At 66.0% G+C, this 21,397-nt stretch carries 18 protein-coding genes; 11 read left to right on the top strand and 7 right to left on the bottom strand.

All coding sequences use genetic code 11. From position 1 onward, the window contains the following. Positions 1–99 precede the first annotated feature (99 nt). From pta to D9T14_RS09680, 4 genes are all read left to right on the top strand, one after another. A complete protein-coding gene (gene pta / locus D9T14_RS09695) occupies positions 100–1,662 on the top strand; it encodes a phosphate acetyltransferase (RefSeq protein ID WP_119162117.1) in 1,563 nt (520 codons plus the stop codon). Positions 1,663–1,686: 24 nt separating this feature from the next. Then, on the top strand, positions 1,687–2,877 hold the full coding sequence (locus tag D9T14_RS09690; RefSeq protein ID WP_119162118.1) for an acetate/propionate family kinase: 1,191 nt from the start codon (positions 1,687–1,689) through the stop codon (positions 2,875–2,877). Positions 2,878–3,063: 186 nt separating this feature from the next. Then, positions 3,064–3,840, top strand: a complete 777-nt coding sequence (locus D9T14_RS09685) for an SDR family NAD(P)-dependent oxidoreductase (RefSeq protein WP_119162119.1) — start codon at positions 3,064–3,066, stop codon at positions 3,838–3,840. Continuing rightward, positions 3,840–4,610, top strand: coding sequence for a lysophospholipid acyltransferase family protein (locus D9T14_RS09680; protein ID WP_119162120.1), 771 nt, complete (start codon positions 3,840–3,842; stop codon positions 4,608–4,610). The genes D9T14_RS09685 and D9T14_RS09680 overlap by 1 nt, the downstream gene beginning before the upstream one ends. A 94-nt stretch (positions 4,611–4,704) precedes the next feature. On the opposite strand, the gene D9T14_RS09675 is transcribed toward D9T14_RS09680, so the two are convergent. Beyond that, the gene (locus D9T14_RS09675; protein WP_119162121.1) at positions 4,705–5,808 is read right to left on the bottom strand and encodes a hypothetical protein; all 1,104 of its coding nucleotides are present in this window, start codon (positions 5,806–5,808) and stop codon (positions 4,705–4,707) included. Between the two features lie 310 nt (positions 5,809–6,118). Between D9T14_RS09675 and D9T14_RS09670 the strand changes: the two genes are divergently transcribed. Both D9T14_RS09670 and D9T14_RS09665 read left to right on the top strand, forming a co-directional pair. Continuing rightward, the gene (locus tag D9T14_RS09670; RefSeq protein WP_119162122.1) at positions 6,119–7,093 is read left to right on the top strand and encodes a glycosyltransferase; all 975 of its coding nucleotides are present in this window, start codon (positions 6,119–6,121) and stop codon (positions 7,091–7,093) included. Further along, positions 7,090–7,968 carry a glycosyltransferase gene (locus tag D9T14_RS09665; protein ID WP_119162123.1) on the top strand — a complete coding sequence of 293 codons (879 nt, stop codon included), beginning with the start codon at positions 7,090–7,092 and terminating at the stop codon, positions 7,966–7,968. Before D9T14_RS09670 ends, D9T14_RS09665 begins: the two co-directional genes overlap by 4 nt. A 32-nt stretch (positions 7,969–8,000) precedes the next feature. Here the strand turns inward: D9T14_RS09665 and D9T14_RS09660 are convergent, their stop codons facing one another. From D9T14_RS09660 to D9T14_RS09640, 5 genes are all read right to left on the bottom strand, one after another. Beyond that, entirely contained in the window at positions 8,001–8,906 is a 906-nt protein-coding gene (locus tag D9T14_RS09660) for an ABC transporter ATP-binding protein (protein WP_119162124.1), read from the bottom strand. Beyond that, the gene (locus D9T14_RS09655) at positions 8,906–9,781 is read right to left on the bottom strand and encodes an ABC transporter permease (RefSeq protein ID WP_119162125.1); all 876 of its coding nucleotides are present in this window, start codon (positions 9,779–9,781) and stop codon (positions 8,906–8,908) included. The genes D9T14_RS09660 and D9T14_RS09655 overlap by 1 nt, the downstream gene beginning before the upstream one ends. Positions 9,782–9,809: 28 nt before the next feature. Further along, positions 9,810–11,795: a glycosyltransferase gene (locus tag D9T14_RS09650; protein ID WP_126464133.1), complete on the bottom strand. Its 1,986-nt coding sequence runs from the start codon at positions 11,793–11,795 to the stop codon at positions 9,810–9,812. After that, on the bottom strand, positions 11,792–12,976 hold the full coding sequence (gene glf / locus D9T14_RS09645; RefSeq protein ID WP_119162127.1) for a UDP-galactopyranose mutase: 1,185 nt from the start codon (positions 12,974–12,976) through the stop codon (positions 11,792–11,794). The genes D9T14_RS09650 and glf overlap by 4 nt, the downstream gene beginning before the upstream one ends. A 113-nt stretch (positions 12,977–13,089) precedes the next feature. Further along, positions 13,090–14,727 carry a DUF6020 family protein gene (locus tag D9T14_RS09640; RefSeq protein ID WP_126464134.1) on the bottom strand — a complete coding sequence of 546 codons (1,638 nt, stop codon included), beginning with the start codon at positions 14,725–14,727 and terminating at the stop codon, positions 13,090–13,092. Between the two features lie 293 nt (positions 14,728–15,020). On the opposite strand from D9T14_RS09640, the gene D9T14_RS09635 reads away from it, so the two are divergent. Then, positions 15,021–17,042 carry a DUF6541 family protein gene (locus D9T14_RS09635; RefSeq protein ID WP_126464135.1) on the top strand — a complete coding sequence of 674 codons (2,022 nt, stop codon included), beginning with the start codon at positions 15,021–15,023 and terminating at the stop codon, positions 17,040–17,042. Positions 17,043–17,123: 81 nt separating this feature from the next. On the opposite strand, the gene D9T14_RS09630 is transcribed toward D9T14_RS09635, so the two are convergent. After that, the gene (locus tag D9T14_RS09630) at positions 17,124–18,098 is read right to left on the bottom strand and encodes a glycosyltransferase (RefSeq protein ID WP_232012407.1); all 975 of its coding nucleotides are present in this window, start codon (positions 18,096–18,098) and stop codon (positions 17,124–17,126) included. Positions 18,099–18,166: 68 nt separating this feature from the next. Between D9T14_RS09630 and D9T14_RS09625 the strand changes: the two genes are divergently transcribed. From D9T14_RS09625 to D9T14_RS13350, 4 genes are all read left to right on the top strand, one after another. Next, positions 18,167–18,682: a GtrA family protein gene (locus D9T14_RS09625; protein ID WP_197720614.1), complete on the top strand. Its 516-nt coding sequence runs from the start codon at positions 18,167–18,169 to the stop codon at positions 18,680–18,682. Between the two features lie 15 nt (positions 18,683–18,697). Further along, on the top strand, positions 18,698–19,696 hold the full coding sequence (rfbB, locus tag D9T14_RS09620) for a dTDP-glucose 4,6-dehydratase (protein ID WP_170175616.1): 999 nt from the start codon (positions 18,698–18,700) through the stop codon (positions 19,694–19,696). Between the two features lie 5 nt (positions 19,697–19,701). Continuing rightward, the gene (locus D9T14_RS09615) at positions 19,702–21,126 is read left to right on the top strand and encodes a sugar nucleotide-binding protein (RefSeq protein ID WP_119162133.1); all 1,425 of its coding nucleotides are present in this window, start codon (positions 19,702–19,704) and stop codon (positions 21,124–21,126) included. Between the two features lie 3 nt (positions 21,127–21,129). After that, positions 21,130–21,397: hypothetical protein (locus D9T14_RS13350; protein WP_147434120.1), on the top strand; the 268-nt coding region annotated here is incomplete at its 3' end.

Below are 21,397 nucleotides of genomic sequence, written 5' to 3'. Positions count from 1 at the left end.
CGTCGTGGAGCAGGACCGGATGGCACATGTTTCATGTTGACTGCCGAATATGTTGTCGCCCGTTCGGCCAGCGCCGCCCATGTGGCGTAACTTTGTTCTGTGAGCACACGTGTATATGTTGCGTCCCCCGATGCCCAGGCCGATCTGAGCGCCGTTGCTCAGGCCATCGCCGAGGCCGCGGGCCGCCAGTCCGATCCCGTCGCAGTTTTCCACCCGCTGTCCACGCAGGCCACTGCCAATGGCCTCGTCGGCGCCTCCTTCGACGAGTTCGCCGCGAACACCGATGAGGCCGAGGCCGGCATCATCGAACGTTTCGAGGCCCTCGCCGCCAAGGGCCCCGTCGTCGCCGTGGGCACCGACTACACCGGCGTCACCGCCCCCACCGAGCTGGCCCTCAACGGCCGGCTGGCCGCCGACCTGGCCGCCCCGGTCGTGCTGGCCGTCGACGCCTCCCAGGGTCCCGATCACACGCTCGGCGTGGCCCGCGTCGCCCTCGACGGGCTGGCCCGCGAGTGCGCCACCGTCGCGGCGATCGTCGCCACCAACCCCTCGCACACCGACGCCACCCGCACCCTGCTGGCCTCGCTCGGCGTGCCGGCCGCCGTGCTCGGCGACGACCTCCAGGCCGTCCTCGCGGCCGCCTCGACGCCGGTCACCACCCGCACCCCGGCCCGCTTCAGCTACGAGCTCATGGCCCAGGCCAGGTCCGAGCTGAAGACCATCGTGCTGCCCGAGAGCGAGGACCCCCGCATCCTCGAGGCCGCCTCGATCGTCGCGGCCCGCGGCGTCGCCAAGGTCGTGCTGCTCGGCGAGGCCGACGAGGTACGGGCCGAGGCCGCCAGGCTGGGCTTCAACCTGGACGGCGTCGAGATCGTCTCGATGAACGACCCGGAGCGGATCGAGACCTACGCCGCCAAGTTCGCCGAGCTGCGCGCCAAGAAGGGCGTCACCATCGAGCAGGCCCGCGAGACCATGACCGACGGCGCCTACTTCGGCACGATGATGGTCTACATGGGTGGCGCCGACGGCCTCGTGTCGGGCGCCAACCACACCACGGCCAACACGATCCGCCCGGCCCTGCAGCTCATCAAGACGAACCCGGGCATGAAGACCGTCTCGGGCGCCTTCCTCATGAGCCTCAAGGACCGCGTGCTGCTGTTCGCCGACTGCGCCGTCACCCCGAACCCGGAACCGGCCCAGCTCGCCGACATCGCCGTGGCCAGCGCCGAGACCGCCCGCATGTTCAACATCGACCCGAAGGTCGCCATGCTGACCTACTCCACAGGCACCTCCGGCAGCGGCCCGGACGTCGACCGGGTCCGCGCCGGCTACGAGGACGCCATCTCGCGCGTCCCCGACGAGAAGATCGCCGGCCCGATCCAGTTCGACGCCGCCATCGACCCGGTCGTCGGCAAGAAGAAGATGCCCGACTCCGAGGTGGCCGGCCATGCGACCGTGTTCGTGTTCCCCGACCTCGAGGCCGGCAACATCGGCTACAAGATCTGCCAGCGCACCGCGGGCGCCGTGGCCATCGGCCCGCTGCTGCAGGGCCTGCGCCGCCCCGTCAACGACCTGTCGCGCGGCGCCCTCGTCGACGACATCGTCAACACCATCATCATGACCGCCATCCAGGCCCAGGGCACGAGCGGCCCGCTCGCCTGAGACCCGGACCTGACAAGGAGAGAAATGGCCAAGCCAATCCTGGTGCTGAACTGCGGTTCCAGCTCCCTGAAGTACCAGCTCATCGACCCCGAGTCTGAGGCCGTGCTGGCCAAGGGGCTGGTGGAGCGCATCGGCGACGCGAATGACGGCATCGTCACCCACGAGCTCGGCGACGAGGAGTTCTCCGTCACCCCGAAACTGCCCGACCACACGGTGGCCCTCGAGGTCGTCTTCACGATGTTCTCCGAGCACGGCCCGTCCCTCGACGACGTCGCGGCCGTCGCCCACCGCACGGTGCACGGCGGGGACCGGTTCGCGGCGCCGACGGTCATCGACGACGAGGTGCTGGCCACCCTCGAGGAACTCGTCCCGCTGGCCCCGCTGCACAACCCCGCCGGTATCAAGGGTGTCCGGGCCGCCCTCGAGTTGCTGCCGAACGTGCCGCACGTCGGCATCTTCGACACCGCGTTCTTCGTCAACTTGCCGGACGAGGCCTACACCTACGCCATCAACCGCGAGCTGGCGAAGAAGCACTCGATCCGCAAGTACGGCTTCCACGGCACCAGCCACCAGTACATCGCCGGCCTGGTGCCGGGCGTGCTGGACGCCGACGCGGGCTCGCTGCGCCAGATCGTCTGCCACCTCGGCAACGGCGCCTCGATCTCGGCCGTCAAGGGCGGCCGGGCCATCGAGACCTCGATGGGCCTGACGCCGCTGGCCGGTCTGGTCATGGGCACCCGCTCGGGCGACATCGACCCGGGCATCTTCGCCTATCTGCACCGCGCCGAGGGCTGGGACGTCGACCGGATCGACGCCGAGCTCAACAAGAACTCGGGCATGCTCGGCATGTCGGGCGTCACCGACATGCGTGACGCCGAGGCCCAGTTCGAGGCCGGCGACGCGGACACGATCAATGCCATGAACGTGTACGCCCACCGGCTGGCGTTCTACATCGGCGGCTATGCGGCCCTGCTCGGCGGTCTCGACGCGATCACCTTCACCGCCGGCATCGGCGAGAACTCGTCGTTCGTGCGCAAGCTGGTCTGCGACAAGCTGGCCGGCCTCGGCGTCGTCCTCGACGAGAAGCTGAACAGCGAACGCGACAAGGCCCCGCACCTCATCTCGGCCCCCGACTCGGCGGTCAAGGTGCTCGTCATCGGCACCAACGAGGAGCTCGCCATGGCACAACAGGCCGCGAGCCTGCTGGCCGGCTGAGCAGGCCCGCCTCACCTGTGTGCCGGGGCCGGCGGGCGCCTGCCCGCCGGCCCCGGCACGTTCACCCCTCAGATCCTCTTCCCCGGCTCGGCGACGCATCACCGCTCATCACGGCGCCACACGCGGATCCGACCGCATGGTGCGCACCGGTGGAGCCGATGCCGGGGACCGACTAGATTGGCTGCCATGTCTACCGCACTCGTCACCGGGGGAAGCAGTGGCATCGGGCTGGCGTTCGCCGACGCCCTGGCCGCCCGCGGTGACGACCTGGTGCTCGTGGCCCGCGACACCGCGCGGCTCGAGGCGGCGGCACGGCAGCTGCGGGGCCGGCACCGGGTGACCGTCGAGACCCTCTCAGCGGACCTGACCAGCCTGGACGGCATCCGTTCGGTCGAGTCCTTCATCGAATCCCACGAGATCGCCACCCTCGTCAACAACGCCGGATTCGCGGCGCACACCGATCTGCTCGGCGCGGACTGGTCGGGCCAGGTGGACGCGCTCAACGCGATGGCGCTGGCGGTGCTCGTGCTGTCCGGCGCGGCCGGACGCCAGATGACCGGCCGCGGGGCAGGCGAGATCGTCAACGTCTCCTCGATCAATGCCCTCATCGACGCCGACGTCTACTCGGCGACCAAGCGCTGGGTGATCGGCTACACCGAGGCCCTGGCCGGGCGCCTGTCCGGCACCGGGGTGCATGCCACTGTCGTCCTGCCCGGCTGGGTGCGGACGAACTACCACGCGGCCGCCGGGATGCGCCGCCCACACCTGCCGGGCTGGGCCTGGACCAGTCCCGGGCAGGTGGCCGCCGAGGCGCTCGCAGCGGTCGCCGCGGGCCGGGTCCAGGTCACGCCCAAGGCCATCTGGAAGGTGGCCGGCTGGGTGCTGCGGCACGGCCCGGCCTGGCTGCCCCGCCGGGTGGCGGCCGGGGTGCGCCGCGGCCATGACAAGCAGGGGGCTCGCTGATGGATTTCGGACGCAACCCGCGCCTGTACAAGTCGACGGTGGCGGCCATCGCCCGCGACTCGGTGCGCTTCGGCCTCATCAAGCCCGTGCTCAACCGCGCCGTCAAGCTGCACGTGCACGGCAAGGAGCACCTCGACGGGCTGCGGGCACCGTTTCTCGTCACACCCAACCACTCCGGCCACCTGGACGGCCCGCTCATCATGCTGACGATGCCGAACCGGCTCACCAAGGAGCTGGCCACCGGGGCGGCGGCGGACTACTTCTTCGACAAGTGGTACACCGCCATGGGCACCCACCTGCTCATGAACGCGTTCCCCGTCGACCGCACGCGCAGCAAGGGCAAGAACCACCGGGGCATGGCCGGTGAACTGCTCGACGCGGGCGTCTCACTGCTCATCTTCCCCGAGGGCACCCGTTCGCGCACCGGCGGCATGGGGCGTTTCAAGCCGGGCACGGCGGCCCTGGCGATCGCCCACAACGTGCCGATCGTGCCGGTCGCGCTCGTGGGATCGTGGGCGGCGTGGCCACCCACCGAGAAACGTTGGCTGCCCGGCCGTCCCGACGTGCACGTCGTCTACGGCGCCCCGATGACCGCCGAGCCGGGCGAGATCGCCCACGAGTTCTCCGAGCGGGTGCGCCGCAAGATCATCGAGATGCACGACGGGGTGGCGAGGGCCTACGGCATGCCGACCCAGGCCGAGATGATGCACCTGGCGGCCATCGAGCGGGCCCGCACCACGCAGGAGAAGGACCAGAAGAAGGACGCCTGATGCTGTGTACCCGATCATGATCGCGGGCCCACAGCACCAGGCGTCACGTCCCCGCCCCACTCACACCGGCGGAGCGGCTCAGCATCTTAGGGCGTCAGGGGGTCACCGTGCCCTCGGTCGTTCCGTCGGCGTGCTGGGTGATGGTCCCGTGCTCGAAGGCCTGCGTGCAGGTGTCCTCCGCGTCACACTTCGCATCGCGAAGCGGTGCGCCGTAGTCCCCGTTCACGGCGCCGGCGTCACGCCAGGTCCGGTAGATGGCGCCCTCGACGATGGCCCAGTACTCGCGGTGCTGGTAGGAGCCGTAGATCGCCCCGCCCTCGAAGTACTGGACGATCGCCCCCGGAACGGCCTCCATACCGGAGACCGGGTAGCCGAAGGGGCCCTCAACGGCCCCGCGTTCTTGCCAGCGCGGGAAGATCTCACGGCCGACGGCATGGGTCCCGGTGCTGGGGGTCCCGATGATGACGCCGTAATAGAAGGACTGGACACAGCCCCCGTCGCGCATGCCGCAGAACTGCTCGCCGACCGGGTAGTCGAGGTAGCCGGTGATCTCCTCGACCTGCTTCCACACGTCGCCGATGACGCCGTCATAGATCGCATGGGCACCGGTGAGCTCGGACCAGTAGACGGTCCCGCCCTGGAAGCTCTGGGAGCAGGCGTTGTTCCAGAGCCCGCACACCTCGTCGCCGGTGGGATAGCCGAGAGCATCGTTCTCGGCGCCGCCGGCAGTCCACCTCTCGGCGATCTCCCCCGATGTGGCATGGGAGCCGGTCGCCGGCGACCAGTGCACCTGACCGCCCTCGAAACCCTGGTAGCAGCCGCCGTTCTTGAGTCCGCAGATCTCATCGGTCGTGGGGTAACCGAGGAAACTCTTGTAGGAATTCATCTCAACCCACTTGCCCCGGATCGATCCGACGCTGATGTGGGCTCCGGTCTTCTCGGACCAGATGATGGCCCCGCCCTGGAAGTTCTGGTAGCAGCCGCCCCTGCTCAGCCCGCAGACCTCCTTACCGGTGGGCTTGCCCAGACGACTGGAGGCGCCGCCATAGGACTCGTATTTCGCGCTGATCTCGGAGGCAGCAGCCGCCTGGCTGGTGGGGACCAGCTGGATCAGGCCGACCAGCATGAGCAGCGCCGAGGCGAGCACGGCCAGGCGCCAGCGTGATGGCGCATGGAACAGCGCGCGGTGGTTCGTCATCGGGGTTCGTGTCCTCTCTCATGGGTTTTCTTGCTGGCCGCCCAGATCGTCCCCAGTGGACTGCCCGGCGGGACGGGGCGGCTATCCGAGAGGCGCCGGCGAAGCAGACGTCGTGAACTGTTCACTCAGTGACGTGCTGCCGGCCGGAGCCTTTCGACATCGGAGGGGGCTGATAAAGGTTAGGGGATTTTTCTGAGAATCATCTGAGAAATTGCCCCGCGCAACGTGCGGAAATCCTGAGAATCTGCTGAGTCTTCGTTGCCCGGCACGCCCTGGGCACAGAGTCACCGCGGCCGGATAACCTTGTGCCATGGCTGATCTCCACACCCCCAACGGCGGCCCCCGAGCATCCCGGGTCGTCGCCGTCGTCGTGGCGTGGAACCGCGCCGAACTCCTCGGCCACTGTCTCGACGGTCTGGGCATGCAGACGCGCCCGCCCGAGGCGCTGGTCGTCGTCGACAACGCCTCCACTGACGAGTCGCCACGCGTCGCGGCCGAGCACCCTGCGGTCACCGAGGTCGTCACCATGGCGAGGAACACCGGTGGTGCCGGAGGCTTCGCCGCCGGCATCGCCGTGGCCTGCAACCGTCACGACGCAGACCTGGTGTGGATCATGGACGACGACACCGTCCCGAGCCCCGGGGCCCTGCAGGCACTCCTGAACGTCCGTGACCGCTACCCGCGGCCTCCGGCGGTCCTGGCCAGCCGCGCCGACTGGCACGACGGCCGCGAGCACCCGATGAACACGCCGCGCAGCCGACTCGGCGCGAGCCGGGAGCACCGGCGCGATGCCGCACGTGCGGGTTGCCGCCAGATCCGTTCCGCCTCGTTCGTCTCGATCCTCATCGACGCCCAGGCGATCCGGGCCGAGGGCCTGCCGATCAGCGACTACTTCCTGTGGAACGACGACTTCGAGTACACGACGCGCCTGCTGCGCTTCCGCGAGGGCCTGTACGTCCCGGCCAGCCGCGTCCAGCACCTGACGAAGAGATTCGGTGACACGAGCGCCGACCCGGGCCCGCGGTTCTACCAGGAGGTGCGGAACAAGGTGTGGATGTTCACCCGGTCACCGGCCCTGGCCGGCTGGGAACGCCTGCTCTACGGCGGCTCGACGCTCCGCCGCTGGGCCTCGACCTTCAAGGCCTCCCCCGACCGCGCCACCCTGCGCAAGGGGCTGCGGGCCGGGCTGCGCGACGGGCTGCGCCACGGGCCGCGCAGCAACGCCCAGGTACTGGCCGGCACCCCCGCCGAGGCCGACGTCCTCGCCGTCGAGGGGGACCGATGACGGCCTTCAGCGTCCTGCTGCCCGTCTACGCCGGCGACGACCCGGCGTTCTTCGCCCGTGCGCTGCGTTCGGTGAGCATCGACCAGAGCCTCAAGCCGGACGAGATCGTCATCGTCCGCGATGGCGAGGTCAGTGACGAGATCGAGACGGTCCTCGACGCCGCCATCGATGGCTCGGCGGTCGGCGGCGTGCCGGTCACCGTCGTGCGCATCGGTCACAACCGTGGCCTGGCCGACGCCCTCGTCGAAGGGCTCAAGGCCTGCCGCTACGAGATCGTCGCGCGCGCCGACGCCGACGACATCTCGCTGCCCCACCGCTTCGCCACCCAGATCCCGGTCATCGTGGGGGACGGGGGCGAGCCGCTCGACCTGCTGGGCGCGGCGATCCAGGAGTTCGAGACCGAGTCGGGCCCGAGGGGCGTGGTGCGGGTGCTGCCCACCACGGCGGAGAAGATCACCGAGATGGCGCGTTTCCGGGACCCGTTCAACCATCCGACGGTCGTCTACCGCAAGGCCGCGGTGGCCCGCGCCGGCGGCTACCGCAGGCTCGCCAAGATGGAGGACTACTGGCTGTTCGTCCGCATGCTGCAGACGGGGTCCCGGGTGGCGAACCTGGCCGAGCCCCTGGTGCTCTACCGGGTCGGCGCCGGCGCCTACCAGCGCCGCGGCGGCGAGGAGATGCTGCGCAGCGAGATCGAGCTGCAGCGGGCCTTCATGGCATCGGGTTTCGTCACCCGGAGTCAGGGGCTGCGCAACATCGTCGTGCGCGGCGGCTACCGCCTCGTCCCGACATGGGCCCGCAAACCGGCCTACCGGATCATGGTGCGGCACGGCAAGGGCAAGGTGCGGGCCAGCCAACAGCCTCCGTCCAGCTGACCTGCCCGGCCATCGGGACGTGCCGCAGTGACTCAGGCCCGTTCGGCTGCGGTCAGTGGCGGGCCACCGACACGCACCCGAACCGGAACCGCCGCACGCTCGGCGTCGGTGAACAACCGCTCGGCCTTCTCCTCCTCACTCAACGGAGGCCGTGCCGGATCCTCACTGCCATCCAAGGCACGCCCACGCAGGAAACGCACCGCCTGATCACAGGGGCCATCGAAGACCAGCCTGCCCCGCTCCATGACAAGACCCCGCTTGCAGAACTTCTCGACCATGTCGAGATCGTGACTGACGATGACGATCGTCTTGCCGTCACGCACCATGGAGCGGATGAGGGCCTTGCACTTCCTCTGGAACGGCTCGTCACCCACGGCGAGGATCTCGTCGACGAGGAAGACGTCCGGGTCGGTGTGCACCGCGACCGAGAAGGCCAGCCGCAGGTACATGCCCGAGGAGTAGAACTTCACCTCGGTGTTGATGAAGTCGCCGATGTCGGCGAACTCCAAGATGTCGTCATAGGCGGCGTCGATCTGCTCCTTGCTCATGCCGAGGATCGCGCCGTTGAGGTAGACGTTGTCGTGGCCGGTGAGGTCGGGGTGGAAACCGGCGCCCACCTCGATGAGGCCGGCCACCTTGCCCTTGATGCCGACGGCGCCGCCGTCGGGGTGCATGACGCCGCTGATGAGTTTGAGGGTCGTGGACTTGCCAGAGCCGTTGAAGCCCATGAGTGCGACCGACTCGCCGTCGGCGATGTCGAAACTGACGTCGTTCATGGCCTGGAACTCGTTGGTGATGTCCTTCTTGCGGCCCTTGAACAGCCAGACGACGGCCTCCTTGATGGAGCGCGTGTGACGCAGCAGGAAGGTCTTCGTGACGTGCTGTGCGGTGACGACGACGCGTTCGTCGCGCGGTTCGAGTGCGATCTTCCTGGCCATCACAGCTCCTGTGCGAACTTGCCCTCGAAGTGACGGAACAGCAGGTCGCCCACGAGCAGCAGACCGAAGCTGGTCACCAGCGCGATGGGGGTCCAGTACGAGAACAGGTGGGGCATGACGTGCCAGGTCTCGTAGGGGACCTCGCCGGTGACGGTGGGCGCCCAGAAGGCGTCGTGGAAGAGTTCGACGGCGGTCGTCAGCGGGTTGAACTTGTACAACACCACCGCCCAGTGCGGCAGTGTGTTCGCCACCAGCACCCACATGTAGAGCACCGGGCTCAGCCAGGTGACCACCATGTTGATGAGGTCGACGAAGTTCTCCGAGTCGCGGAAGAAGACGTTGGCCGTGCCGAAGATCAGGCCGAGGGCCAGCGCGAACACCGAGACGATGACGAAACCGGCGAGGAACGCCAGGATCTGCACGAGCGTGGGATGCCAGCCGACGATGAGGTCGACGACCAGCAGGATCGCCACCTGCGGGAAGAAGTGGATCCACGCCACCCACAGGCTCGAGACCGGGAACAGCTCACGCGGCAGGTAGATCTTCTTGATGAGATCGCCGTTGCCCACGATGATGCGCGCGGAGTTGCCGAAGACCTCGGTGAACAGGTTCATCACGACGATGCCGCTGAACATGTAGATCGCGTAGTTCGGCAGACCCCTGTTGAGGCCGAGGAAGATACCCATCGCCACGAAGAAGACAGCGAACTGGATGGCCGGTTTGATGTAGCTCCACACCAGACCGAGCACCGAGGCCCGGTAGCGGACCTGGATCTCCTTGTTGACGATGCGCTTGAGCAGGAAGCGGTTGGTGAAGACCTCACGGAGCCCACGCCCCTGTCCGGGGGCGTGGAACTCGAGCTGTGTCGCGGGCACGGGACTCTGCGAGGAAGAACTCACGAGATCAGTCCTGCTCGGGGTACTTGGCGAAGGTCTTTCCCCACTCCTCCATCGAGGTGATGCGAGGCAGGGCCTGCCGGTAGGTTCTGGCCAGTCGAGGCCATGCCTTGGCGAGTTGTGCGTGGAGAACGAGGTCCTTGCCCAGGAACTTTCGGGCCTGCTGGGGGTCGCGCTGGTAGAGACTGACACCGTTACCGGTGCTGTTGCTGACCAGGGCCGAGTCGAGCTTGGGCAGATAGTACCAGGCCGCGTCGCCCCTGGCGACGGCCCGCTCGGGGTAGCTGCGGGACAGCTCGGTCGGTTTCTTGAAGACCTGCCGGATCGCCACAGTCGCGGCCCAGGGGATCAGGGTGCGCGGGTTGGGTTGCTTGGCCTTCGTGATGCGCGGAACCGCGCGCTCGGCCCTGATGGCCGGGCGCTGCGACAAGTCGGTGATGACCGGCCCATCGACGAAATCGTCCTTCATCGCCCGCATCTCGGCCGCCTTGGACTCGAGCATGCCGTGGAGCCGATCAGGGCCTGCGAAAACGTCGTCGATGGCCTGCGCGACCAGCGTCGCCGCGTAGTACTGCATCGACAGGGCGTGCTTGGTGAGGACATTGACACTCTCGCGCACCATGCGTCCCCCCACTGCGTAGGGCGAGTGCAGCAGTGCCGCGATGAGTCGGTTGCGCTCGTGGAAATAGGCCTGCCAGTCCGTGGCGTCGTCCTTGTCGATCCATGAGGCATGCCACGTGGCCGAGCCGGGGAGCGAGATCGTCGGATAGCCCTGGGCGCGGGCGCGCAGAGAATACTCCGAGTCGTCCCATTTGATGAAGACCGGCAGCGGAAGGCCGATCTCCTCGATGATGGTGCGCGGTATGAGGCACATCCACCAGCCGTTGTAGTCGGCGTCCCAGCGGCGATGCAGTTCGGCGATGGATCGCAGGCCCTCGTCGGAGAAGTCGATGTCGCCGAGGCCAGGAATCGGCCCCCAGTTGAAGCGGTACTCGTCGACGACCTCGGCGTAGGCCAGCAGGGACGATCGGCGGTTGATGTCGAACATGTGGGAGCCGACGATGGCCGGGTGGGTCAGGTAGTCAGCGAAGACGCAGGCACGGAAGATCGACTCGGGTTCGATCTCGATGTCGTCGTCGAGGGTCATGAAATAGTCCGACGTGGTGCCGTTGCTGCCCTTGACCGTCTCGTACATGCCCCGGGCATAGCCTCCCGAGCCGCCCATGTTGCCCTGCTTGATGACACGCAGCCGCCCCTTCATGGCCGTCGAGGCCTCGGCGTAGCGGGGATCGTCCTCGACCTGCTTGTTGCCCTGATCGACGACGAGCATCTCGCGTACGCAGTCATCGAGTTCGGCGGCACCAGCCACGCGGAGCACGTTCTGCACGGCGTCGGCAGGCCGGTTGAAGGTGGTCATGCCGAGGGTGACGGTGCCGTGTCTGCCGTTGTCGGCGGCCAGCCACAGGGCCTCGTTGAGGACGATGGGTTCGTCAGCAGAGGCCACCAGGTCGAACCAGTACCAGCCGCCGTCACCGAAGTTCTTCAGCGGTAGGGTGAACTCCGTCGTCTGTCCCTCGCCGGAGACCTGTTTGGACATGACCACGGAGGAGAAGGCGGGCTTGCCAGAACGGCCGCTGGTATTGGTCTTGGTGGTGCCGAGTGAGCGGGCCCGGGAACTGTGGACGATGATGCGGCCGGACCCGCTGGTGCTCACCCGCAGCGTCACCTCGGTGACCGATGTCCACCACTGCCAATAACCAGCCGGAAAGGCGTTGAAGTAGGAACCGAATGAGGCCCTCATGCCTTCGCGCACCCGCAGCGAGGAGCGCGAGATGCGGTCCTCCTCGGGGATCGCGGCCGGATCGACGACGCGGGAGACCTCCTGGTCCTTGAGTGGCTTGTCGATGCACAGCATCATGCCGGCCGCGTCATCGGCCTCAGCAAAGAAGACGTGGGCGATCTCACGCAAAGCGGTGGTTTCGGTGTTACTCACTCGTCAACTCCTCCGGAGACCAGCGCCTCGCCGGCGGCGAAGTGCGGCTTGAGCTTGTTCTCGTACATGCTCAGGGCCGAGCCGATCGCCATGTGCATGTCGAAGTACTTGTAGCTGCCGAGACGCCCGCCGAACAGGATCTGCTTCTCGGCCTTGACGCGCTCACGATACTTGAGGATCTTGGCGCGGTCCTCGGCCGTGTTCACCGGGTAGTAGGGCTCGTCGTCACGGCCGGCGAAGCGCGAGTACTCGCGCATGATGACGGTGGCGTCCTTGGTGTAGTCGCGCTCGGGGTGGAAGTGCCGGAACTCGTGGATGCGGGTGAACTTCACGTCGGGGTCGGGGTAGTTCATGACCGCGCAGCCCTGGAAGTCCTCGATCGGCAGAACCTCCTCCTCCAGGTCGATGGTGCGCCAGCCCAGCTCGCCCTCGGCGTAGTCGAAGTAGCGATCGACCGGGCCGGTGTAGACCACCGGCACGGCACCCACGGTGGCCGCCTTGCCGAACTCGCCGTCGTCGAAGAAGTCGGTGTTCAGGTGCACCTCGATGTTCGGGTTGTCGACCATGCGCTCGAACCAGGCGGTGTAGCCGTCGACGGGCAGGCCCTCGTGGGTGTCGTTGAAGTAGCGGTTGTCGTAGGTGTAGCGCACCGGCAGGCGGTTGATGATCGAGGCGGACAGGTCCTTCGGGTCGGTCTGCCACTGCTTGCCCGTGTAGTACTTGATGAAGGCCTCGTAGAGGGGCCTGCCGATGAGCTGAATGCCCTTGTCGTTGAGGTTCTCGGGGTCGGTCCCGGCGAGTTCGCCGGCCTGCTCGCGCACCCAGTCGCGGGCCTGCTGGGGGGTCAGCGCCGCATGGAGGAACTGGTTGATGGTGCCCAGGTTGATGGGCATCGGGAAGACCTCGCCGTTGTGGGTCGTGTAGACGTGGTGCACGTAGCCGGTGAAGTCGGTGAACTGGTTGACGTAGGCCCACACCTTCTCGTTGGAGGTGTGGAACAGGTGGGCGCCGTAGCGGTGCACCTCGATGCCGGTCCGGGCCTCGCGCTCGGTGTAGGCGTTGCCGCCGATGTGGCCGCGCCGGTCGACGATGGCCACCTTCAGGCCCAGTTCGTTCGCGGCGCGTTCCGCGATGGTCAGGCCGTACAGGCCCGCGCCGACGATCACCAAATCTGCTTGCACGGAAGCTCCCCTCAGCGCTGATGCTGACGCACCGGATGGACATTACTGCGCCCCACAATATATGGTGGCGCCACGGTCGGCACTGCATGGTTCTGTGCATCACGAGGCTGTCGTCACCCCTCGTCCTGGGCTCCGGACCCCTCAACCGGCGGCGTTGCCCTTCGGTAGGCGGCGAACGGCAGCGCCACCATCGTCGGTAGCAGGTAGACCGTCGTCGAGAGGTAGCGCGGAAGGACGATGGGGCCTGCCACGAGTGTCAGGAAGAAGACCATGTATGGCACCAGAGCGAGCAGAACATGCGTTCGGCGGGTACGGACCAGATAGCAGGCGGCGAGCAGTGGAATCCAGAAGCAGTAGGTCGCGCCGGACAGGAGGATCACGCCGACAAGACTGTGACGCACACCGTGGTACGCATTGTTCACGATGCCGCGCACAGTGGTCATGCCGGGCGCTGCCTCGATGCCTGACAATTCCTGTTCGATGTCCTGACGAGTCACCGAGTCGTGCTCGCTGATCGCGTACCAGTAGTCGATTCGCTCGGGCGTGAAGAACGAGGGACTGACCTGGTCATAGAGGTCATCCATTGGCTGCGGATAGAAGAGCGGGTAGGTGTTGTTGAAGGTCGCTACAGCATAGGCCAATGGATGCTTGAGCCCCATCGCGAACCAGACCCTGAAATACGCCTTCATCGCGGCGAGATCATCGCCCGCGAGCCAGTTGTCCTTGACGGCGTCCGAGCGATGTGGCTTGTACAGCTCGTCGAGCTGTTCGTAGGGCAGGACGGCCTCGATGGCCTCCCTCTCCTCGGCAGTGACCTCGTCCGGATACATGACGACGTAGCGCGCCGTCTGCTGAAGCGGGATCGATAGCATCTCACTGGTCTTGGTCCGTTGCACCCCGAGCGCCGGCAGAGCGAGGTGAGAGAAGAGCAGGAACAGGATGAGCGGTGTCACGAGGACGCCGGTGACGCGCAGGCGATTGTGGCAGCACCAGGGGAGTAGGGCCGCGACAGCGGCGAGCAGGCAGTAGAGACCGGTTTGTTTGGTGAGCATCGAGAGCAGGGCCGTGGAGAACATGAGAAGGGCGAAGCCCCTGTTCCGCACAGCATGGCCCCGCGTCCGTACACATTCGATGAAGCAGAGGGTGAGCAGCAGGTAGATCCACCCGAACAGATAATCCTTGGTCATGCTCATCGCAAACATGGGGATGATCGGGATGAGCGCCAGGGATGCGGTGAGCAGCCGCACCATCACGCGGGGTGCGCCCAGCCATCGCGTGTAGTGGATTGCGGCTCCGGTCGCCAGGGCGGTCGCGACCATGTTGAGTCCGGTGAAAACGGCTAGGCCCGTGCTCTTGGAGCCCAAGAGGTCTCCGAGAGCCCAGAAGCGACCGAACAACCAGGTGTCGAAAACAGGATGGTGATTGCTCCACGGCCGGAAGCCGCTGCTCTGGAGCAACTGGTAGATCGTGTCGTCATCGAGGGCGCCGGGGTAGTGGATCACCCACCATGCGGACCAGGGGATGAGCAGAGCAACCACGGTCAGCCACAGCTTTCTGCTGAAATAATGTCCGTGCGGCGCTCCGGCGGCGCCCGCCACGGCCCGGTCAAACCACACGAACACCAGATGCGCGGCCCAGTAGACGAGGATGGCGAGCAGCAGGGCGCCGCCGAACAGCAGAACTGGTTCCTCTCTCAGAAGGCGCCTCGTCTCGGCGGTTGAGCCGGTCGTGGCGAAGCTGTGGCCGAACACGGCCGCAGCCGGCGCGATGACGGCAGGAACGCACGCCCAGACGTCGAACTGTCGGACCCTCACTCTGGTTCTCCTCAACCCCTACCATTCCCGGATCCGGCCGACTCTTACGGCTCGATTCGCTCCGGTGGTGCCCTGGCAGAGGTTAGCCAGTGTCTGACGGTTATTCGTCGCGGCTCGCCGCAGCATGTGTTGTTATGCTGTGGCCCAAATGTTCTCCGGTATTCCCCTGGAATCGTGGCGCATGATGTTCTGCACCGCACACCGACAATGACCCGTGGAAAGGACGACCCGTGACGCCTTGGGCCCAGATGGTTCTCCCACTTCTCCTGACCATCGTCCTGTACATGCTGCCGGGCATGCTTGCCCTGCTGGCGCTCGGGGCCCGCGGTGTCCGAGCGGTCTACCCGGCCCCCATGATCTCCACTGCGCTGGTCGCCACCCTGGCGGTGGTCTACGGGAAAGCTGGTATCGGGTTCAGCCCGGCGAGCATCCTTCTCGGTGTCCTCGTGTGCATCGGTCTGTTCTGGGCCCTGCGCCTGCTCATCAACCTGCCCGCACGCCGTACGGGACGATCTGTTCCCGATCAGGACTCTCGCGACGGGCACCCGCCCCTGCGCACCCTGGTCATGGCCTATGTGACGGGTTTCGTCATCTGCCTCATCATCTGGGTCTTCGACTTCGCACGACCGATGCGCGGCCCGGAGAACTTCCCCCAGCCCTATGACGTGCCCTTCCACTTCTCGGTGATCAAGTACATCCTCGACTCCCAGAACGGCTCGACACTCACCTCGGCGATGGTCGACCGCACCGCCGGTTCGACTCTCTACCCCGCCGCCTGGCACGACATGATCGCTCTCGTCGTCCAGGGCACGGGCGTGTCGATCCCCGTGGCCGTCGCCGCAAGCAGCACGGCGATCCTCGTCCTGGTCTGGCCTCTCGGCGTGCTCGGCCTGACCTGTGAGTTGTTCGGGCACACCCCACGTTGGGTCGCGCTCTCCCTCGGTTTCAGCGGGCTGTTCGCGACCTTCCCCTACCGCTTCGTCATCTATGGGGTGCTCTACTCGAATTTCCTGTCCTACGCGCTGCTGCCGGCCTTCATCGCCCTGTTCGTTCGCGCCTTGACGCACCTGGGCGCCCCGCCACGCGAGCACGTCACACGGGCCGTCGTACTGCTCGTCGGCCTCGTCGGCATCGGTCTGGCGCAGCCGAACTCGGCGTTCACAATCGTCGTGCTCGGGCTGCCGTTCCTAGTCCAGCAGTTCTTCCACTGGTGCGGCACCAAGTGGCAGGGGCTTCGTCGCATCGTGATGGCCTCGGGCCTGAGCGCGCTCCTCGTCGCAGTTGTAGGCGTCTGCTGGGGCGTCCTGTTCAAGCACCCGGCCCTTCAGCGCACGGTCACCTTCGAGTGGCCGCCCTTCCAGTCGGCCGCACAGGCCGTGCGCGCCTACGCAACCTCTGCCCCGAACGACGGTGGGCAGCAGGGGCAGTATCTGCTCGCCGCCGTGGTGCTCGTCGGCATCGTTGCGGCCGTGCGCAACAGCCGTCTCGTGTGGCTTGTCGGCTCGTGGGTCCTCATGGGCTTCTTCTATGTCGTGACCACGAGTTCGCGCAGCACCTTCCGCAATGTCCTCACCGGTTTCTGGTACCACGACAGCAACCGGCTGATCGCCGCCGGGCCGATGATGGCAATACCCCTGGCCGCCCTGGGCCTGGTCAAGGCCTGCGAGTGGTGCTGGGGCAGGCTCCGCCATGCACAACCGGGTCTGGTGCCCCATCTGATCGCCCTGCTCGTCGTCGTGGTTCTGACCTGCGTCGGCGCAGGCCAGAGCTCCCAGCGCGAGATCCTGCAGAAGGAATCGGAGCTCAACCAGAACACCCCCTTCCAGGACGACGAGTACGCCTTTCTCGAACAGGTCGCCGAGATCGTCCCCGAGGGGGTCGAGGTGGCGAACTTCCCGTACGACGGCTCGGCCTACGCCTACCCGCTCTTCGACGTGAACGTCTACTTCAAGGACTACGAGGCGAACTGGATCGGCCACCCGACCCAGGACATCAAGACCGTCCAGGGCCATCTCAGCGAGGCAGCGACGAACGAGCAGGTATGCCGGGTCCTCGACAAGTACAACGTGCAGTACTACCTGTCGATGGAGTCCAACGGCATCAACGGCGGCCCACTGACACCGGTGTTCATTGGCTATGACCCGGCCAACTGGAAGGGCTACGACATCGACGAGTCCACGCCTGGGTTCGAACCGGTCCTGAGCGACGACGAGGGCAACACCCTGTACCGGATCACCGCCTGCCAGCAATGACGGTCGGGGCGAGGTAGAGGATCACCGTCGGCCGGGGGGCATCGCCCCAGTTGCGCGCGGGGGAGGGCTGCTCCGCACTGATCAACGGGGGGCTGCGTACTGCAGGTACTGCAGCCGTGCCTCCTCACGGCGGTTCCGCCTGATGCCCTCGAGGATCTGTCCGAGCATCCACATGACGACGCCGATGAGGATCAGTCCCGTGGCGAGCAGGGCCGAGGGGAGCCTCGGCACGAGGTGGGTTCGGGTGAACTCGGTGATGACAGGTATGCCCACGAGCAGGCCGACGAGGATGCACAACACAGACCATATGCCGTAGAAGAACACCGGTCGCTCATGCCGGGTGAGGCTGATGATGAGCCCGAGGATCTTGAAGCCGTCGCTGAAGGTGTTCAGCTTGGACTCGGTGCCCTCGGCTCGGTCCCGGAAACCGCAGGGGTGTTCGGCGTTCGGCACGCGCAGGCTCATGTTGTGCACGGTGAGCTCGGTCTCGATCTCGAACGCACGAGAGGTGGCGGGGAAACTCTTCACGAAACGTCTAGAGAAGACCCGATAGCCGGAGAGCATGTCTGTGACCTGCTCACCGAAGGTCCACGAGACGAAACGGTTGAAGGCCCTGTTCCCCGCGGCATGGCCGGGACGGTACTTGGAGTCCTCGGCGTCGTCCTGCCGACAGCCAAGCACATGATCGTAGGGGCCGCGCAGCAGAAGATCGATCATGGCCGGCAGATCAGCGGTGTCATAGGTGTCATCGCCGTCGATCATCACGTAGACGTCGGCGTCGATGTCTGCGAAGGCGCGTCGCACGACGTTGCCCTTGCCCTTGCGTTCCTCGAAACGGACGATCGCGCCAGCGGCCTCTGCAACGGCCGCGGTGTTGTCGCTTGAGTTGTTGTCGTAGACGTAGATCTCCATCGGGGGCACCGCCTCGCGCAGATCGGTGACGACCTTGGCGATGGCCGCCTCTTCGTTGTAGCAGGGGACGATGGCCACGATGCGCAGGTCTTTGTAGGCATCGGGGTCAGGGGGCGTTCCTGGACGCTTCACCGGTTCATTCACGAGAGGATCGTACCCTGAAGGGTGTTCCCCTAACCCGTGACCTGCCGTGGGCCGCATAGAGTAAGTGGGTGGCATCGAGTGATCAGGTCAGCACTGGCAGAACCAGAGGCCTCTTGGAGGAGCATCTCGTCGCCGGCCTGCAGTTCCTTGCGGTCGGCGGCGTGGCGTTCGTCATCGATTACCTCACCTTCAATCTGCTGGTCTACGCCCGGCCCTGGCCGGGGCATCACGGCCCGATGTTCGACAGGCCGCTGGCCGCTAAGCTCATCGCCATCGCCGTGGCCTCGGTCTTCACCTACATCGGCAACAAGGTCTGGACATTCAACTCTCGCAAGTCTCGGGTCACCGGGGGCCGGCTACTCGCGTTCGTCATTCTCAACGTCATCGCCATGGGTCTGCAGGAGCTCTGCCTGGGTTTCTCGCGCTACGTGCTCGGCCTGCACAGCTGGCTCTCGGACAATATCTCGGGCACTCTCATCGGACAGGCCATGGCCACCGTCTTTCGCTACTTCACCTACCGCATCTGGGTCTTCCCCGATGAGGCGAAAGCCTCCGGGGATGATGACGATTGCAGAACCTCATAGCATCCGGGAGGGATCATGACTCACTTGCTCGTCACCGGCGGCGCCGGCTTCATCGGATCGAACTTCGTCCATCTGCTCCTGGCACGCACCGACCACACGGTCACCGTGCTGGACAAGCTCACCTATGCGGGCACCACCGCCTCGCTCGCGGACCTGCCCGACGACCGCTTCGAGCTGGTCACCGGTGACGTCTGCGATCGTGGGCTGGTCGGCGCTCTCGTGTCGCGGGCCGATGCGGTGGTGCACTTCGCCGCCGAATCACACAACGACAACTCCCTGATCGACCCCGAGCCGTTCATCCAGACGAACCTGGTGGGAACCTTCTGCCTGCTCGAGGCGGTGCGCGCCCATGACGTGCGCTATCACCACATCTCCACCGACGAGGTCTACGGCGACTTGGAACTGGACGATCCCGAAAGGTTCACCCCGGATCGCCCGTACGACCCGTCGAGTCCCTACTCGTCGAGCAAGGCTGGCTCGGACCTGCTCGTGCGCGCCTGGGTGCGCAGCTTCGGGGTGCGGGCCACCATCAGCAACTGCTCGAACAACTACGGCCCCCGCCAGCACGTCGAGAAGTTCATTCCCCGTCAGATCACGAACATCATCGACGGCGTCCGCCCGAAACTCTACGGCGCCGGTCTCAATGTGCGCGACTGGATCCACGTGGACGATCACAACGCAGCAGTTCTGCGCATCCTTGAGGCGGGACGGATCGGCGAGACCTATCTCATCGGCGCCGACGGCGAGTTCGATAACAAGACGGTGATCGAGAAGATCCTCGCCGCCATGGGCCGTGACCCCGGTGACTACGATCATGTCAATGATCGCCCCGGCCATGACATGCGCTACGCGATCGACGCGAGCACGCTGCGCACCGAGCTGGGCTGGGCGCCGGTCTACCAGGACTTCGACGCGGGCCTGGCCGCCACCATCGACTGGTACCGCGCCAACGAGGACTGGTGGCGTCCCCAGAAGGCGACCGCCGAGGCAAGGTACGCAGCGCAGGGACAGTGACCACTATGACTCTCGAATACTCCAAGCAGCTCGACGTGCGATCCACCCCGATCCCGGATCTCCTCGTCATCGACCTGACTGTTCATGGTGACAGCAGGGGATGGTTCAAGGAGAACTGGCAACGCGCGAAGATGTCCGCATTGGGGCTGCCCGATTTCGGCCCAGTGCAGAACAACATCTCGTTCAACGATGCGGTGGGGGTCACCCGCGGCATTCACGCCGAGCCCTGGGACAAGTTCGTCTCCCTTGCCACTGGGCGTGTCTTCGGAGCCTGGGTCGATTTACGTGCCGGCAACAGCTTCGGTACCGTGTTCACCTGCGAGATCGACCCGGGCACAGCCGTATTCGTGCCACGCGGGGTCGGCAACGCCTACCAGACGCTGGAACCCGATACCGCCTACAGCTATCTCGTTAACGACCACTGGTCGCCTGATGCCGAGTACACCTTCTTGAATCTGGCCGACGAGACCGCAGCCATCGACTGGCCGATCCCCCTGGGCAAGGCGATCTTGTCAGATAAGGACAAGACGCACCCCCGCCTGGCCATGGTGAAGCCCTTCCCACCAAGGATTCCCCGGGTGCTCGTCACTGGCTGCCGCGGGCAGTTGGGTCGGGCGCTCATGAAGCAACTGGCGGCGTCTGGGTTCGAGCCGATCGGAGTCGACCTTGACGAACTGAACATCAGCGATCGGGCCGCTGTGGACGCCTACGACTGGTCCGGCATCGATGTCATCATCAACGCGGCGGCCTGGACAGATGTCGACGGCGCGGAGACGGCGGAGGGGCGTCCCCGAGCCTGGGCCGCGAATGCGATCGGCCCGGCGAACCTGGCCCGCACCGCCTCGGCGCACGGCATCGTGCTGGTGCACGTCTCCAGCGAGTACATCTTCGATGGCACGAAGAGCCTCCACGCCGAGGACGAGCCACCCAGCCCGCTGAGTGTCTACGGACAATCGAAGGCCGGTGGCGATGCGGCCGTGGCCGCTGTGCCGCGGCACTATCTGGTCCGCACGAGTTGGGTTGTCGGCGATGGCCGGAATTTCGTGCGTACCATGGCCGACCTTGCTGCACGCGGTGTCGCACCATCCGTGGTGGATGATCAGATTGGACGCTTGACTTTCACCGCCGACCTGGCGGCGGGCATCATCCACCTGCTGCGCACCGGCGCCGAGTTCGGTACCTACAATCTCTCCTGCGAAGGCGAGGTGGTCAGCTGGGCCCACGTGGCCAAACGCGTCTACGAACTCACCGGCCATGACCCGGCGGACGTGAAGCCTGTGACGACCGAGGAGTATTTCGCCGGCAAGCAGGCGGCCCCGAGGCCGGCGGACTCGAGTCTTAATCTGAGCAAGCTGGAAGCCACTGGATTCACCCCTGCTGTTTGGGATCAGCGCATCACAGAATACTTGCACGCCCACAGGCCGGCTTAGGGCATGGCGGTCATAATTGGTGTATTTGATAATCCAATTACTCAGCGGCAGGTCTTCACCTTTCATTGTGACACGCCAATGCCAGAGGCTTATTCATGGGGTGTAGGTGAAGATGATTCCGAGTATTGCTGTGATGGTGTTTGGGAGGGTGTCGGCGGGGCGTCTGTAACCGATTTTGAGGGTGTGCCAGGTTTTGAGGTTGGCGATGGCCTGTTCGATCTGCCATCTGATTTTGTTGATGGCCCGGTTGTAGTTCTCGTGGGTTTCTGGT

The organism is Propionibacterium australiense (genome assembly GCF_003666605.1).
GTDB lineage: Bacteria > Actinomycetota > Actinomycetes > Propionibacteriales > Propionibacteriaceae > Propionibacterium > Propionibacterium australiense.
Note: the sequence above shows the minus strand (reverse complement) of the source record. Positions and strands in the feature narration are given on the sequence as shown.